This is a genomic window from Paenibacillus sp. FSL L8-0470 (assembly GCF_038008625.1).
Lineage (GTDB): Bacteria > Bacillota > Bacilli > Paenibacillales > Paenibacillaceae > Paenibacillus_AQ.
In genome coordinates this window covers 2,108,408-2,125,267 of record NZ_JBBOZM010000001.1, presented here as the reverse complement: position 1 = coordinate 2,125,267, position 16,860 = coordinate 2,108,408, and the positions used below count along the sequence as shown (strand labels likewise).

Sequence of the window (16,860 nt, the reverse complement as noted above, 5' to 3'; positions counted from 1 at the left end):
AAATAAAAAACGGCACTCTTCGCGATGAAGAGTGCCGTTTTCGTTATATGGCTATTTATTCGTCAAGCAGATTGTAAATCACTTGTGCGCTTTCAGCGCGGGTCATTAGCTCTTTGGGAGCAAACTTATGACCGGCTTTTCCTTGCACCAACCCCAGCTCTGCAGCGGTATTTACATAAGAGCCTGCCCAGGCACTGATGCCGGCAGCATCTGCAAACCGGGTTGACCCGGAGGCCACCTCAACCTTCTGACCTTGTTTGACTTCCAGCGCACGAATAACCATAACGGCCATTTCCTCGCGGCTGATGGCAGCATTTGGCGCAAAGCTCTCTTGGCTTCGTCCCGTCACAATTCCCTGACTGGCCGCTGTCGCCACGTACGAAGAGTACCAGGCAGCAGGCTTCACATCAGCGAATGCAGCCTGACCTTCCGCAGTCACACCAAGCGCACGAACCAGCAGTGCGGTAAATTCCGCGCGGCTGACATTGCTCTTTGGTTTGAATTCGGAAGAGGTAACACCCGTAATGATTTGTTTGGCGCTAAGCGATTTAATTGCCGCTGCCGCCCAATTGGCTGCCGGAACATCCTTAAAGGTCTTGTCGAGCTCAAGTGCCGCATATTTGCTGAAATGCGTAACTTGTGCCGTAATGACATTCCCGTTCAAGGCTCCACCCGCATATGCCACACTTCCGCTATCGCCCAGAACATAGATACCGAGCAGCTCTTTATCCGGATTGCCGGTAATCTTGAAAGCAAGCGTAACCGGCGCTTTAAAGGTCGTAACCGGAATACGGGTGCCGTCTTTTTTGACAATATGCAGTGTAAACTCATATACATCCGATGCAGCGGTCACTCTGGTATCCTGCAGCTTCAGCCCGGCCAGGAAGGTGTCTGCCGCCATGCCTTGAAGCGGACTGGTTGCGAACAGAATGTGCGCCCCCTCCCCCTCAGTCCCGGTCAAGCTTCCTTGAATCCCGCTCAGCACTGCACTCGGCAGAGTTACAGAAAGCCCGCCCATATGGAGTACCAAGCCATTTGTTCCGAGGACTTCCGCTGCCTGAATCGGTAAGAGCACCGATTGCTTACCGGCAGCAACCTGCACCTCTACCTTCCCGTCCTTGCCATTTTTCAAGCTGTCTACCCCAATAATTTGCGGATCTGCAGTTGTGGTTGTTGGCGTTGGTGCTGGTGCCGGTGCCGGAGTGGGTACGGGTCCCGGCGTTCCATCAGATACCACCGCTAGAATAACGGTTCCTCCCTCATCTCTGCCCGGGATCTCAAGCGTTACTTTCCGGTCGGACGATACGGCATATGTTCTGCCGCTGTACTCATCTATTACAGAAGCAAATGCTGTGTACGGCACTGGAATACTTGCAGTTACAGCCTTCGTGCTGGTGTTGATGAGCGTCACAACATTTTGGGAACCGTACTGCTTGTCAAAAGCCAAATATCCCAGTTCATCCGAACCTGCCAGCTTCGTACGTGTACCCTTGGCATATACCGCAGAGTATTTGGCACGGATATTCAGCAGCTTCTGATAGTGGTCGTGAAGACCCTGCTCAGCAGTAAGCTGATCCCACGGCATATCCGAACGATTTTCGCTGAATTCTCCCTTCGACATGTCTCCGGCATTTCTGCCTGAACGTCCGAGTTCTTCACCATAGTAAATAACTGGCTGTCCTTTAGCTGTAATCTGCAGAGCGGCAGCGATTTTCAGCTTGCCTTTGTCCCCGTCCACATAGTCGGACAGGAAGCCGTTCTCGTCATGGCTGCTCAAGAACTGAGCCATCATCCGGGTATTGTCAATCTTCGATTCACGGTCCTGAAGGTATGCATCCACATCACTGATTTTGCCGTTCGTGAAATCTCTCGCCGCATTCTTAAAGCCGAAATCCAGCAAGCCGTCCATTTGCCCGGTTTGCAGCATGCCACCGTCGCTATCAATGGTGCCGCCGTAATATTCACCGACCAGCTTGAAGCCGGGGTCAATTGCTGTCAGCGCATTTTTGAATGCTTTCCATGTCGTATCTTCCACATGCTTAATGGTATCCACACGGAAATAGTCAATCGTATCGCCGCGAGCTGTCCGTGCCTTATCCAGCCAGCCCGTTTGCCACTCAATAATTTTTGCGCGAACTGCAGGATCTTCCGTTTTGAAGTCCGGCAAGCCGGCAAGCTCGCCCTTGATCGGGTCAGTATCGGCCGATACATTGTCCGTACGGAGCATGCCGTCAAAGCGCGCTTTATCCTCTGCGGTAACGGCCGGATAGTTATCCTCTGCTTCCAAACCGTAGCCTGCATGATTCAGCACAACGTCAACCATGATTTTGATACCCTTGTCATGTGCCTTCTCAATCAGTTCGCGGAAGGTCGCCATATCGCCAAGATGTTCATCCAGCTGGGTGAAATCCTTGGCCCAATAGCCATGGTAAGCCTGCTGCGTACCGCCGAAATCACCCCCCTTATTGAAATCAATGTTGTCGACAATCGGCGAGATCCAGAGCGTGTTGATCCCTAGCTCCTGAAGGTAGTCCAGACTGTTGATCATCCCGCGGAAGTCTCCGCCGTGGTAGGCTTCAAGATGTGTTTTATCGACGTTCTCATTGTTGGTGAGGTCACCATCCTTGAAGCGGTCGGTCAGGGCAAAATAGATCCGTGCCTCATCCCAATCGAAATCCAGCTTGGCTCCCGTATAGGTTCTGGCTTTCACTTCAATGGAGGCGCTGCCTTTATGCGTATTTCCGTATTGGTCAATAAGCGTGACCGGAATGGTTTTGATGCCCGCAGCTACGGTATCCTTCACCGCAATGGTCTGTTTCATGAGCCCGGTATCGAGCTTCACTTCGCTTGGACCCCCAATGACAGTCAGATCCATGAATCCATGCTTATAGGTTACAGCTTCTTCGGAGGCTGCACTGACCGTCACAATTGCATTTTCACTCGATGTAACAGCTTCCGGTTGTACTTTTGCACTGACTGTAACGACTGGACGATGATATACGGCAACCGATTCACCGTTCACCGTATTTTTCGGATCGGTGAGTTCTTCAGTATCTCCATCCTTAGTGATCAGGAAGGTATACTTAAACGTTCCTTCCTCCACGCCAGTCAGTTGATAACTGAACCACTCACTCGACGGATCATACACCATCGGGTATTCTTTGCCGTTCACTTTCACTTTGGCCTCGCTGATAGATTCCAGGTTGCCGCCGCGGAAAAGCTCGTCATCACGGTACTTGAAGGTAATCGTTCCGTCTTTCATGACCGGACCGTTAATAACCGGTTTGATGTCAAGCTCCTTCACCATACTGGTCACAATGACCTTGGTGAAATTTTCACCCGGGGTAAGCAGAATAACACGATCATCCGGGTAGTCTTGTTTGCCCGTATTCCAGTCCGTTCCTTTGCGCAGTACGAATCCCACGCTTGTGGCATTTGGCGCCACCTCAATCAGAACACTGGCTTTACCATCCTTAAACGTTGTGAAATCAATTTGATCATTTTTAACTCCAGTGTTCCATATCCAGAGATTCCAATCCGTATAATCTTTGTCGTCACGGACATAGGTCAGTTGGACATAACGTTTGCTATCCACCGGCTCTTTCGTTACCTTCACGGTTACCTTTGTTGTTTTTCCGCCATAGGTAATGGTAAGGTTGGCTGTTCCAGCCTTGAGCCCCTTTACGAGACCTTTGCTTGTAACGGCAGCCACTTCCGGTTTATCGGAAATATAAGTGGCAGTATTCGTAACCGAACGTTTGCTGCCGTCATCATATTTGGCATATACAGCCGATTGATGTGTGCTGCCAATTTGCAGGGAGTAGCTGCTGCTGTCCGTTTCCAGAGAACTCAGCACAGCTGCTGCGGCATCCATCTTGATAATTACAGCAGTCAACGGCTGCAGTTCAATGGACGTAGCCGTTAATGCAAAACCGGACTGGGCTGCAGCAGGGATAACTTCAGTACCCGCTTCGTCATCGTCGGCCAGTACGCTGCCGCCTGTTAAATCCTCGGAAAGTGTTAGCGTTCGGGATACATTGTCGCCATTCATGAACACATAATAGATGCCGGTACCATCAGTGGCCTTGTTCTTGTACCCGATCACAAGACCGGTCTCCTGCATTTCCGGCGCCGGAATCAGGCTGACATTAGAATCCACCAGACTCATGTCGCCCAGACGGAATGCATCTGTAGACTTTCTCAGCTTAATGAGGCCTGAGGTATAATCTTTGGTCATGTTCTGCACCGGGAAGTTCACTTCATCAGTTACCTTGGACCAATCGAACATGTTGACCGCATCCGATGAATCATAGGAATCATGAATGAAATACCCGAATGAATTATTGTTTGCGTCCTTTAGCTCTGTAGCTTTTTGCTCAGGAATAGTATCTGCCTTCCACTGCTTGGTGCGTCCATACTCCTGGCCTGCCTGCAGGAAGGAGGTACCCTGGGAAGTGAATACCAGCATGTTGCCGAGCCTGATCCGCTTCTGTATTTCCAGCTCGTTCCCGGGAATTGCCGGATCTTTCTTGATGGACTGCGCAATTACATCATGCAGTGTCAGATTGTCATGGGCTTCAATGTACGGCACGATATCCCCCGGATCATCCGCCGGGATATTGGACGGCTGGCCTTTAATATTGTCCAGTATCGCCTCAATGGAACGTGCCCCGCCCGTAATAAACCTCGGTTCACCTTCCGAACCATAACCTGATTTCAATTCATTGCGGAATTCATCGGAGAATACGCCGACACTATCCGTCTTATTCATCCAATCCTGATCCGCGCCTTTACCTGCAAGAGAAGGATCGGAAGCGGCTCCGCCGAACGTTTTCCAGCCCTCGCCGATGAACAGCGCCTGCGGGTTAATGGCTGCTGCGGCATCATAGGCAGCCTGCACAGCATCTGCCGTGGCATCGCCCATCATGTCCCAGCGCATGCCGTCGATTTTGTATTCACTGAACCAGTACTTGACGGAATCCACCATCAGCTTCTCCGCCATTTTATGGTTTGTCGCCAGGTTGTTGCCGAAACCGCCGATAAAGTTGCCGTTTGCATCCTGGAACGCATAATAATTAGGCACGATATCGTTCAAGAATTCCTTCTTCGCCATATGGGTATATACAACATCCAGAACGACGCCCATCCCGGCCTCATGCACTGCGTCGATAAGCCCTTTAAGCTCCTTGATCCTCAGTTCTGGATCGGCAGGATTCTGTGAATATGCGCCATCCGGGGAGAAGTAGCTATGCGGATCATATCCCCAGTTGTACTGATTATTTTGCGCTGAATATTCACTTTCTCTTTGCCCCATCTTCGTCTCGTCGCCGTTATACCATGCCATTACAGGCATCAGCTGAATATGGGTTACGCCCAGAGATTTAATATAATCCAGCTTCTTCTCAAAAGCGGCATAGGAGCCCCAGCGTTCGCCGCCCAGACTGCTTTCGATTGAAATATCCGACGTGAAATCACGGACATGGACTTCATAAATGACGGCATCCTCGCGTTGTTCATAACCGGCGATATCTGCCTTATGGAAGTTAGCCGGATTGGTCCGGCTTAGGTCAACGATGGCTGCTTTACCCACTGTATCTCCGCCAGCGCCCGCAGCACCTGTGGTATCCACAGTGAACACGGCCATGGACTTGGCGTACGGATCAAGCACCTGCTTCATAACCCCGTCATTGGTAACTTCATATTGATAATAGTATCCGCTTACATCTGACTCCCCGGGAGCGCCAGTTAAATCAGACGCCTTCAGCTTCGCAGACCAAACGCCTTGTTCGCCCTTAATCAGACTGATATGGCCGACAAGTTTGGCAGCATCACTCTTATCGTACACATTTGCTACAACAGAACTGGCCAAAGGAGCCCATAACTTGAGCGTGGCCGACTTCTCAGCCGCACTATACTCAGCCCCAAGGTCGTCCCCAGTATAATTGTATATTTCATCGATCATTCTCCAGCCGCCGGAAGCGGACACCGTTTTGCCGGAAAAAGATACACTCAACGGTGTTTTACCCAGATCAAAAGCTGCTGTATCCACCTCAATGGAAGTCGGGCTCTTAATGGTTACTGCATTTACCGGGATAGCTGTACCTTCTTTGTCCTTGACGGTAATTCCAGCTTTTAATGCAGCAGCATCTAAACCGTCGGTTAAGGTGAAGCCCAGAAGGATTTTGCTGGTCGATAGTACTTCAGCCGACACGAGTCCTACCGGTTGTTCCCCGAACGGAGAAACATAGACATTGTTATCCCCTTCTTTTACCCACAGCTGATTGTAACGGTCCAGCAGGCTGAAAGCTTTATCGCCGCCGTCCTTGTCCTCATTTGTCGGGTTAACGATGAGGAAGCCAATTTTCTTGGCATTTTCTTTCAGTGGAATATCGATATACGCACCGAAGCGGTCCACATTCTCAGGGAGAAACGTAGCAGCATCCGACGGCCAGTTAACCGGTGCTGTTGCGACATCATCCCACAGCCATAAACCATACTGGCTTTGATGATTATCGCTTCTCATGTAATGAATCCGGACGGTATTTGCAGGAATTACTGCCGGCTCATACGGCGTCACCTGATCCGAACCTTCCTTGATCCAGATTTCATTCGCTTGCGGAGTATTGATTGTGAACAGCTTGTCGCCGCCGTCTTTGGCCTGATTGTTGCGGTTGACAACTAAGAAGGAGACTTTTTGGGCTCCTGCCTTAAGCGGCACGTCGGTATACGCCCCATAAGAATCAGTTTGACCTTCAGGGAATGGCGTGGCACCCGCAGGCCACCCGGAGGAAGGTGCAGCTACATCATCCCAGAGCCATAAACCCTGCTCCGCATAATCACCGGCTGTACGTTGGTAGTGAACCCGCAGATGCCCATCCGGTACAGGGGCATTGTTACCCGGAACAACCGGAGCCGTAAATTTGGCACTGACGACATGATCCGCCGCGTTGTATTTGAAGGTGACCGGCAGATCCGCCGGCAGATTCAAGGCCTGTTCATGCTCAGGATAAAACTTATCCTCCTGCGGGGTTGCTCCCGGCACAAAGACGCTGTACGAATAGTCGCCTTTAGGAAGATCAGCCGTCCGCTCATACACATTGTCAAAGTTCGGATCGGACAATGTCGTCTTCGCGTCGGCTGGCGAGGAATCGCCCGCATCGCCAAGCTCACTTTGCAGAGTACCCACCAGCCGCGGCAGTCTGTTGTCTGCGATTGGCGAGTAATACGTCGAGTCGGCAATTTTTTTGGTAATCTCGTTGAAATAGAAGGTAACCGTTGTTTCAGCAGCCAACGTAATCACGATGTTGCCGCCGTCATCAGTTCCTTCAGTATGGGTATAACTGCTGTATCCATAGCTTTCGTCCCAGGTGCCGTTAAGGGCTACCTTGTACTTATAGGTCCCTGCCGGCAGCGTGCCTGTAAAGACATAAGTACCATTGTTTGTATAGGTCATCTGAGTGACTGTTGCATCTGGTGACCAGTCATCCGCTTGCCCTGAACCAGCAGACAATTCTGACTGGAGGTCGCCTACAAGCACGACTTTGGATGTGGCAGCATCCACTTTTGCCGTGTACCCTGTAAAGTAAGAGCACACAAGAATAAGGATCATACTAATGGCAAAAGCCTTTTTACCCCATAAAGCCAATCTCATTCCTTCAATCCCCCCATATTTGCATTTGATTCCTGAACAGAGAAAACACTGATTTCTTATTCCTTGATCCAACATTTCATGCTTCTAAAGCCTGATGGAATGACACCCCCTTATAGATTTTAATTCGAAGTCATTGCGCAAACGTTTGCAAAAATATCAAACCTACTCATTCCCTGAAAACTTTATTTTGTGCATTAGATATGTTGCACAAAATAAGCGCTTGTAAGCGCTTTTATTCCTTGTTTAACATACTAATCTTAGTCTCAACTTGTTGTCAACCCAAAAAATAAATTGCTAAACCACCCGTCAGCCGGGACTGAGAGTTCATACTAATGGGTCTGCAGTAATGCCATTTTTTGCACAGATTTGCATCATCAATAAAATAAACATATGTAACGTAAGAGTTATAAAGAAAAACCGTTTGCGCATTTTATGGCTTTACATTTCAGCTTACCCGGCAGCACTTTTACATCAAAATACAAATATTTCTTATATTTCCCCATTTCATTTGTGGAAATGTGCAAATTTTAAGCGAAGGTTCTAGTCCTTATTCCCAAATCGGCTCTAAAGGACCTCTAGAAAGACTTTGTCTATTTACAATTTACAGCACTTCGATTAATATTACTTTGTAAAGCAAACGGTTCCATGAGGAGGTTTCTATGACAGTTACCATCAAGGACGTGGCTAAGAAAGCGGGAGTTTCTCCCTCCACTGTATCCCGGGTGTTGTCAGGTCATCCCAGAATCAGCCTAGAAACTTCCCGCAAGGTCAAAGTGATTATGGAGGAAATGGGCTACACTCCGAATATGATGGCTAAAAGCCTCGTTTCGAAGACCACTAACAGCATTTGCATCATCTTACCGAAACCAGCTGAAGAACTGTTCTCCAATCTGTTTTTTATGGAATTAATCCGCGGGATTGTGACTCAATCGAGCCGATCCGGTTATGATGTGCTGATTAGCTCCGGAGCAAACGAAAAGGAAGAGCTTGAAGCTGTTTCCCGCCTGCTGAAGGGCCGCCGTGTAGATGGCGTTATTCTGTTGTATTCACGCAAAGATGATGCGGTTATTGATTTTCTGGAATCAGGCGGCTACCCCTTCGTGCTTGTTGGGCGAAGCGACCGCTATGAGGATATTTTATCCGTGGATAATGATAATGTCATGGCCGCTTACGACGCTACAAACCACCTAATCTCCATGGGCCATGAACGTATTGGTTTTGTCAGCGGACCGCCGAACCTCATCGTTTCACGCGACCGCCTCGAAGGATACCGCAAAGCCATGCTGGGCAGTGGCCTGGAGATGCGTGAAGAGTGGATTGTAGAGGGCGAGTTTCTGCAGGATAGCGGATATAGGGCGATGTCATTCTTCATGAATCTTCCGAACCGTCCAACGGCACTTGTTGCAGTGGATGATATGGTCTCTTTCGGAGTATTGCGAGGACTGAATGAACTGAAATACAAGGTTCCGGAAGATTTGGCGATTGTCAGCTTTAACAACATTCCGCTATCGGAACTGTCCAGCCCGCCGATCAGCAGCATTGACATCGGAATTTATCATCTTGGCTATACGGCCTCCCAAGTGCTGATTCAAAGCATCCAGAAGCCGGGTAATCAGGCCGGATATACGAACCGTTTCGTCATTCCCCACCGCTTGATCGTCAGAGAGTCGTCTATGTATGCTCCAGGGAAGAAATGACCTAGTACAAGAATAAATGAAGCAAAAATGCTTCATTTATTTTTTCGAACTTTGTTCAAACGTTTGCGCTACTTATAAAACACAATATATCCGTCAAAATAGCTTACAAAACTTAAGTTTATGCTTTCGAAGTGAGTTTTGTACGAAGTCGATTTAAGGAAGCTGTGCTTACAAAACTTTTAGGAGGATTAACATGTCAGAAATTAAAGCCTGCCTGTTCGATTTGGACGGTGTAATTGTCGACACTGCCAAATATCATTTTATCGCCTGGAGAGAACTCGCGGAAAACCTTGGATTTGAATTCACTGAACAGGATAACGAACGCCTTAAAGGCGTAAGCCGCTCCGCATCCCTGGACATCCTGCTGGAAATCGGCGGACTTTCACTGGACGAGGCAGAAAAAGCCCGGCTGGCCGAGCAAAAAAACAACCGTTATGTCGAATACATCGCCAAGATGGACAGCTCGGAGATTCTGCCCGGTGCCTTGGGCTTTCTGAAGGAATGCCGGGAAGCCGGCATCAAAGTCGCCCTTGGCTCCGCCAGCAAAAACGCGATGACCATCTTGAATAACACCGGTCTGACACCGTATTTCGATGCGATCATCGACGGCACCCATACCAGCGCGGCCAAACCTGATCCTGAAGTGTTCCTGCTGGGGGCTCAGGCACTCGCCGTATCCCCTGAGCACTGCGTGGTTTTTGAGGACGCCGAGGCCGGAATCCTAGCTGCCACCCGCGCCGGTATGCGCAGCGTAGGCATCGGTTCTCCTGCAACACTGGGGGCAGCGAACATCGTTGTGCCTTCTCTCCAGCAGATCGCGCTAGCGGAATTGCGGGAATCTTTTGCAACGGTTTGACGAACATTAATACCTATCAGAAACCCTGTGAATTTTCTTTTACCCTACTCTATTTACCTGAACTATATGTGAGAACAAAGTTACGCTGAGCAGCAGTGAAGGCGGACGGATCTTCAAAGAAGACCTGCGTTCGTCTTTGTCCCCGGATGTTTGCCCAATAACCCCATTTCCGAGCATCCGGGGACAACAGCGATCGTAACATCCATTCGCCTGAGGGGCAGCCAGCACGTAACCTGTATAGTCGAACTCATAGTTCCATTTATAACATCCCCACCTAAAAAGGAGCCGGTAATAATGAAGCAATATTTAAAAATTGATGAATGGTCAATCATTGAAGAATCCTTCGATCCCCAGACCCAAGAAATTTCTGAGAGCGTATTTAGCATCGGAAACGGATATATGGGCGGAAGAGCCAACTTTGAAGAGCAATACAGCGGACACAGCCTGCAAGGCAGCTACATGGCCGGTGTGTATTATCCGGACAAAACCCGGGTCGGCTGGTGGAAAAACGGCTATCCGGAGTATTTTGCCAAAGTGCTGAACAGCACCAACTGGATTGGCATTAACATCGACATCGACGGCACACCGCTGGATTTGGCTACCTGCACCGTTACTGAGTTCCGCCGGGTGCTCAACATGAAGGAAGGCACACTTTCCCGCAGCTTCACCGCCACTCTTGAGGACGGCAAGGAAGTTAAGGTGGAAAGTATCCGTATCGTCAGTATGGCCCGCCATGAGATCGGTGCGATCCGCTACTCGATCATTCCGGTGAATTTTGCCGGAAAGCTTACCGTTACCCCTTACCTTGACGGCGACATCAAGAACAAGGATGCCAACTATGACGAGAAATTCTGGAACGAAGTGGAGAAGAAAGGCGAGCCGGACGGCGGATACCTCACCCTGAAGACGAAAAAACTTGATTTTCACGTCACCTCGGCATTTACCTTTGATATTCTGGTCAATGGCGAAAAGCTTACTGCAGAAGCTGAAGTCACCGAAGAGGAGAAATATGTGGGCAGTACGGTAACTCTCCCCGTGCAAACCGGCGATCAGGTTGTCATCTATAAATATGCTGCCAATGTCACTTCCCGTAATTACGGCCTGGGACAACTGGTTGATGCTGCGCAGACGGCCCTGCAAAGCGCCCAGGAAGCCGGATTCGTCGCACTTTTGACCGAACAGGCTACTGCGTGGGGTGATAAATGGAAGGAAAGCGACATTATCATTGAGGGTGATGTGTCGGCACAGCAGGCGATCCGCTTTAACATTTTCCAGCTTAACCAGACCTACACCGGTGAAGATGACCGTCTGAACATCGGACCAAAAGGTTTTACCGGGGAAAAATACGGCGGCAGCACCTATTGGGATACAGAAGCTTACTGTGTGCCGTTCTACTTAAGTACAGCGGATTCCTCAATCGCCCGCAACCTGCTGATTTACCGTTACAAGCATCTGGAAAAAGCCAAAGAAAATGCGCTTAAGCTCGGTTATAAAAAAGGTGCGCTATATCCGATGGTTACGATGAACGGTGAAGAATGCCACAATGAGTGGGAAATCACATTCGAAGAAATTCACCGTAACGGCGCGATTGCCTATGCGATTTACAACTACGTTAATTACACCGGGGACAAAGCTTATCTCGGCCAATATGGTCTTGAAGTGCTTGTGGAAATCTCCCGCTTCTGGGAAGAACGCGTTCACTACGTGGCACACAAGGACAAATATGTGATGCTCGGCGTAACCGGCCCCAATGAATATGAGAATAACGTCAACAACAACTGGTATACAAACCGGATTGCTGCCTGGACGATGGAATACACGCTGGAAGCATTGGCATATCTGCAGGAGAACGAGGCTTCCCGGTACGCTGAGCTTGCCGATAAGCTGGAGCTGCTGGACAGCGAAACCACACAATGGAATGAAATCATCGCCAAAATGTACTATCCGGCCGATGAAGAACGCGGCATCTTCCTGCAGCAGGACGGCTTCCTCGATAAAGAGATCATTCAGGTGAAGGATGTTCTGCCAGAGAATCTGCCGCTGAATCAAAAATGGTCCTGGGACCGCATTCTGCGTTCTTGTTTCATTAAACAGGCCGACGTGCTGCAAGGTTTATATTTCCTTGGCGACCGTTACGATCTGGACACCAAGAAACGGAATTTCGACTTCTACGAGCCGATTACCGTGCATGAATCCTCCCTCTCCCCATGTATCCATGCAATTCTTGCCTGTGAGCTGGGGTATAAGGATAAGGCTTATGAAATGTACCTGCGGACTTCGAGACTGGATCTCGACAATTACAACAATGACACGGAAGACGGCTGCCATACTACAAGCATGGCGGGAACCTGGATGTCGATTGTACATGGCTTCGGCGGACTGCGCGTTCAGGAAGACCGCTTGATCCTTAAGCCTTCCAACCCGGGACACTGGACTTCGTATTCCTTCAAGATCATGTTCCGCGGCTCACGGCTTAAAGTCATTGTTACCGATGTACAGGTTACAGTTGTCAATGAAACCGATATTCCGGCGTCCATCACGATTCACGGCAAGGAGTATACTGTGAACGGACTCAGCAGCGTCACTGCTGAAGGCTCCACCGTCACGGCATAATTCCGGCTAATTGGCCCCGGAGGCTTCAATCTCCTTCGGGGTTGTTTTTTATATATGATGAACTCAAAATCAATTAAGCAGTAGTCACGGTTCCGTGGAAGATTTGGAGTTCCGGCCGCTGTTGTTTTCAGATTTCTATATTGAATACCCAATTTTGCGGATGAAATCTGAAAACAAAGGCGGACGCTATCGCTCCTCCACTTCCAAACTTCCCCTCCACCTTACTTGCTAATTAGGTTACAAGTTCATCTTATATAGTTTTATGGTTTCATTATAAAATCACTCAAAGGAGTCGTTTAGAATGAAAAGAGCCTTTTGGAAAGAAGCCGTAGTCTATCAAATCTACCCTCGCAGCTTCCAGGACAGCAACGGAGACGGAATCGGGGATCTGCAAGGGATTATCTCCCGCCTCGATTATTTGCAGAAGCTTGGCGTCGATGTCGTCTGGCTGTCCCCGGTCTATAAATCCCCCAACGACGACAATGGTTATGACATTAGCGATTACGAGGATATTATGGATGAGTTCGGCACTTTGAAGGACTGGGAGGAGCTTCTGGCCGGACTGCATGAACGCGGCATCAAGCTGATGATGGACCTTGTGATCAACCATTCCTCGGATGAACACGCATGGTTTGCCGAATCCCGTTCCTCCCTGGACAATCCTTACCGCGATTATTATATTTGGCGGCCAGGCGGACCGAATGGCGAACGGCCCAACAATTGGAGCTCCGTCTTCAGCGGTCCGGCCTGGGAGCTGGATGAAGCTACCGGAGAATATTATCTTCACCTGTTCTCGCGCAAGCAGCCGGATCTCAACTGGGAGAATCCGCAGCTTCGCGAAGCCCTCTACAAAATGATCGCGTTCTGGCTCGACAAAGGCGTCGATGGCTTACGGATGGACGTCATTAATATGATCTCCAAGGTGGAAGGCCTGCCTTCCGCTCACAGAGAGGGACTGGCTCCGGGAGAGCTGGCCGGTGGCGGCGAATATTTTATGAACGGCCCGCGGGTCCATGAATATTTGCAGGAAATGAACCGTGAGGTCCTCTCCAAATATGAGGTGATGACAGTTGGTGAAACTCCGGGGGCCAGTGTTGAGGATGCGATTCTGTATACAGCCGAAGACCGGCAGGAGCTGCAGATGGTGTTCCAATTTGAACATATGGATGTGGACTCCGGTCCCGGCGGCAAATGGGATGTCACCCCTTGGAGCCTCAAAGGCTTGCGCGACATTCTGCATAAATGGCAGGTTGGCTTAGCCGAACGCGGCTGGAACAGCCTGTACCTGAATAACCATGACCAGCCGCGGATGGTCTCCCGGTTCGGTAATGATGGTGAATACCGTGTTCTGTCGGCCAAAATGCTGGCTACACTGCTGCATACGCTGAAAGGCACGCCCTACATCTATCAAGGCGAAGAAATCGGCATGACGAATGTGAAATTCCCTGTGCTGGAAGACTATAAGGATATCGAGATCCTGAATATGTACCGGGAAAAGGTCACGGAAGGCGGCGCGGAGCATGAGACGATTCTACAGGCCATTCACACGAAAGGCCGGGACAATGCCCGTACTCCAATGCAGTGGGATGCCTCCGCAAATGCAGGTTTCACCCAAGGCGCGCCATGGCTGAAGCTTAACCCGAACTACCAGGATATCAATGTAGAGCAGGCACTGGCTGATCCGGATTCCGTGTTTTATTATTACCAGAAGCTGATTAGCTTGCGTAAAGAACATCAGATTATGGCTTACGGCGAATATAAGCTGCTGCTGACGGAGCATGAATACATTTATGCCTATACCCGGACATTAGACGATGAACAGTGGCTTATTCTGCTGAATTTCAGCGCTGACCCGCAGCCGGTTGATCTCCCTGCTGAGCTGGCGGCTGTAACCAGCCTCATTATCGGCAATTATCCGGGAGAGCCGGATGCTGCCAGCCTTGCAACCTTGCGGCCTTATGAAGCCCGGGTCTATCAAATTCGTCTATAGCATACACCCGATTTGTGTTAACCTGTCATTAATGAGCAGAGAATAACAGGCTTGGTTGACTGGCTCATGATAGTATAAATGCAAAAGGGAGATGGCAAACGTGGAATGGCTGATCCGAATGAAAAATGCCTTGGATTATATGGAGAGCAAGATGACCGAACCCCTGCGCATAGAAGAAGTGGCTAAGGTGGCTCATGTCTCCCCTTTTCATTTCCAGCGCATGTTCGGCATGCTGACAGGGGTAACGGTGGCAGACTATATCCGTAAACGCAGATTGACTTTGGCCGCCCAGGAGCTGGCCATTTCCAAAGTCAGGGTGCTGGATGTAGCGCTGAAATATGGATATGACTCCCCGGAAGCCTTCGCCAAAGCGTTCCGCAAAGCGCATGGACTCACCCCCTCTGCCGCGCGTGAACCGGGTGTACAGCTCAAAGCATTCCCCCGCCTCTCCTTCCATCTATCATTGAAGGGAGATCAGGAAATGGAATACAGAATCGTGGAGAAAGACGCATTTACCGTCATCGGCAAATCAATGGAGGTTACGACCAGGGAGGGAGAGAATTTCCGCAGAATCCCTGAGTTTTGGAATGAATGCAATGCGGACGGCACTTCGGATAAGCTGATTGACATCGGCACAGGCAAAGATTGGCTCGGCATCTGTATGAGTATGGACATGGAGAAAGAGCTGCTGTCCTACTGGATCGGAGTGGAAGGTACTCCGGAGACGGATTCCCAAGGCTATGAAACCGCGGTGGTTCCAGCTGCAAGCTGGGCCGTATTCACCTCAGTCGGCCCCATGCCGCATGCGATTCAAAATGTGTGGCAGCGGATTTTCCAGGAGTGGTTCCCGGGTACCGGCTATGAGCATGCAGGTGGTCCGGAATTCGAGCTTTATCCACCAGGCGACCCGGATGCAGAGGATTATGTCTGTGAAGTATGGATTCCGGTGATGAAGAAATAAGCAACTGGGCTACCCGATTAGGGTAGTCCTTTTTGTTTAAACCTTGCCGGAAGCAACCTTGTAAAGAGATTGGTATATTTCCCAGCTCCTTCTCTATTAATTTTCATTTTGAGAATTGGCAATAGCTTGGTATAATAAACAGATTATATGGCTTATTCTATTATGTCATATTGTCATCCGAGATTCGGTGAAGGAGAATTTCATGTCTATCGTAAAAATCTTTTCAGACAGTACTTCCGATTTGCCGCAAGGCTGGAAGGAAACGTATGATATTGGCATCGTCCCGCTGTATGTAGTATTTCAAGACGGTACCTACAAGGATGGTGTAGACATTACACCTGAGGAAGTGTATCGTCGTGTCGCCGCAAATGGAGCACTGCCGAAGACCGCTGCACCTTCGCCCGCCGACTTCATGGCCGCCTTTGGGCCGGTCATCAGCAGCGGAGGAGACGTCGTCTATATCAGTCTTTCCTCTTCTTTATCCTCTACATATCAGAATGCCCTGCTGGCTGCAGGGGAATTTCCTGAAGGACGCGTTCAAGTGGTCGACTCCCAGACGTTATGCGGAGGGATTGCGCTCCTAGTGATGAAAGCGGCACGTGCCGCAGCCAAAGGCCACAGCAGCAGGGAAATTGCCGCTATGCTGAAGCAATGCCGTGACCGGGTGGAGGCAGAGTTTGTTGTGGATACACTGGATTACTTATATATGGGGGGACGTTGCTCAGGTATGCAGAATTTTATCGGCAGCCTGTTGAAGATCCGGCCTGTACTGCGCCTGATTGACGGTGCGATTGTACCAGTGAGCAAAGTTCGCGGCAAGAAAGAAAAAGCTGTGGAACAGATGCTCCAGCATGCCCTTGCCAATGCCGGGGAAATGGATAAGGAGCTGCTCATCGTGGCCCACACACTGGGTGAAGAGGATGCCAACTTTTTGGTGGCGGCGCTGCGTGAACAGACCGATGTTGAAGAGATTGCCGTTATTCATGCCGGCTGTGTCATTGGCAGCCACTGCGGACCCGCTACTGTTGGCCTCATGTATATGCACTAACTATTGAACAGCCATGTGGAAACGGCTTCGCCGTCCTCAAAAGG

Annotated in this window: 7 protein-coding genes; 6 read left to right on the top strand and 1 reads right to left on the bottom strand. The window is 49.8% G+C overall.

Annotation, left to right across the window (positions count from 1 at the left end; translation table 11 throughout):
* Positions 1-55: 55 nt before the first annotated feature.
* Positions 56-7,651, bottom strand: a complete 7,596-nt coding sequence (locus NST99_RS09605) for a pullulanase (RefSeq protein ID WP_341091305.1) — start codon at positions 7,649-7,651, stop codon at positions 56-58.
* 659 nt (positions 7,652-8,310) lie between these two features.
* On the opposite strand from NST99_RS09605, the gene NST99_RS09600 reads away from it, so the two are divergent.
* From NST99_RS09600 to NST99_RS09575, 6 genes are all read left to right on the top strand, one after another.
* Positions 8,311-9,348, top strand: a complete 1,038-nt coding sequence (locus tag NST99_RS09600) for a LacI family DNA-binding transcriptional regulator (RefSeq protein WP_341091303.1) — start codon at positions 8,311-8,313, stop codon at positions 9,346-9,348.
* A 193-nt stretch (positions 9,349-9,541) separates the two neighbouring features.
* Complete coding sequence (pgmB, locus tag NST99_RS09595) at positions 9,542-10,204, top strand: beta-phosphoglucomutase (protein WP_341091301.1); 663 nt, start codon at positions 9,542-9,544, stop codon at positions 10,202-10,204.
* Between the two features lie 294 nt (positions 10,205-10,498).
* Positions 10,499-12,817, top strand: a complete 2,319-nt coding sequence (locus NST99_RS09590) for a glycoside hydrolase family 65 protein (RefSeq protein ID WP_341091300.1) — start codon at positions 10,499-10,501, stop codon at positions 12,815-12,817.
* Positions 12,818-13,118: 301 nt separating this feature from the next.
* Positions 13,119-14,807 (top strand): glycoside hydrolase family 13 protein, encoded by a 1,689-nt coding sequence (locus tag NST99_RS09585; protein WP_341091299.1) that lies wholly within the window; start codon positions 13,119-13,121, stop codon positions 14,805-14,807.
* 100 nt (positions 14,808-14,907) lie between these two features.
* Positions 14,908-15,768: an AraC family transcriptional regulator gene (locus tag NST99_RS09580; RefSeq protein ID WP_341091298.1), complete on the top strand. Its 861-nt coding sequence runs from the start codon at positions 14,908-14,910 to the stop codon at positions 15,766-15,768.
* Positions 15,769-15,970: 202 nt separating this feature from the next.
* Positions 15,971-16,816 carry a DegV family protein gene (locus tag NST99_RS09575; protein WP_341091297.1) on the top strand — a complete coding sequence of 282 codons (846 nt, stop codon included), beginning with the start codon at positions 15,971-15,973 and terminating at the stop codon, positions 16,814-16,816.
* Positions 16,817-16,860: the final 44 nt, after the last annotated feature.

Coding starts and splice junctions, on each gene's coding strand:
- NST99_RS09605 (WP_341091305.1), bottom strand. CDS start 7,651: ATGAGATTGGCTTTATGGGGTAAAAAGGCTTTTGCCATTAGTATGATC.
- NST99_RS09600 (WP_341091303.1), top strand. CDS start 8,311: ATGACAGTTACCATCAAGGACGTGGCTAAGAAAGCGGGAGTTTCTCCC.
- pgmB (WP_341091301.1), top strand. CDS start 9,542: ATGTCAGAAATTAAAGCCTGCCTGTTCGATTTGGACGGTGTAATTGTC.
- NST99_RS09590 (WP_341091300.1), top strand. CDS start 10,499: ATGAAGCAATATTTAAAAATTGATGAATGGTCAATCATTGAAGAATCC.
- NST99_RS09585 (WP_341091299.1), top strand. CDS start 13,119: ATGAAAAGAGCCTTTTGGAAAGAAGCCGTAGTCTATCAAATCTACCCT.
- NST99_RS09575 (WP_341091297.1), top strand. CDS start 15,971: ATGTCTATCGTAAAAATCTTTTCAGACAGTACTTCCGATTTGCCGCAA.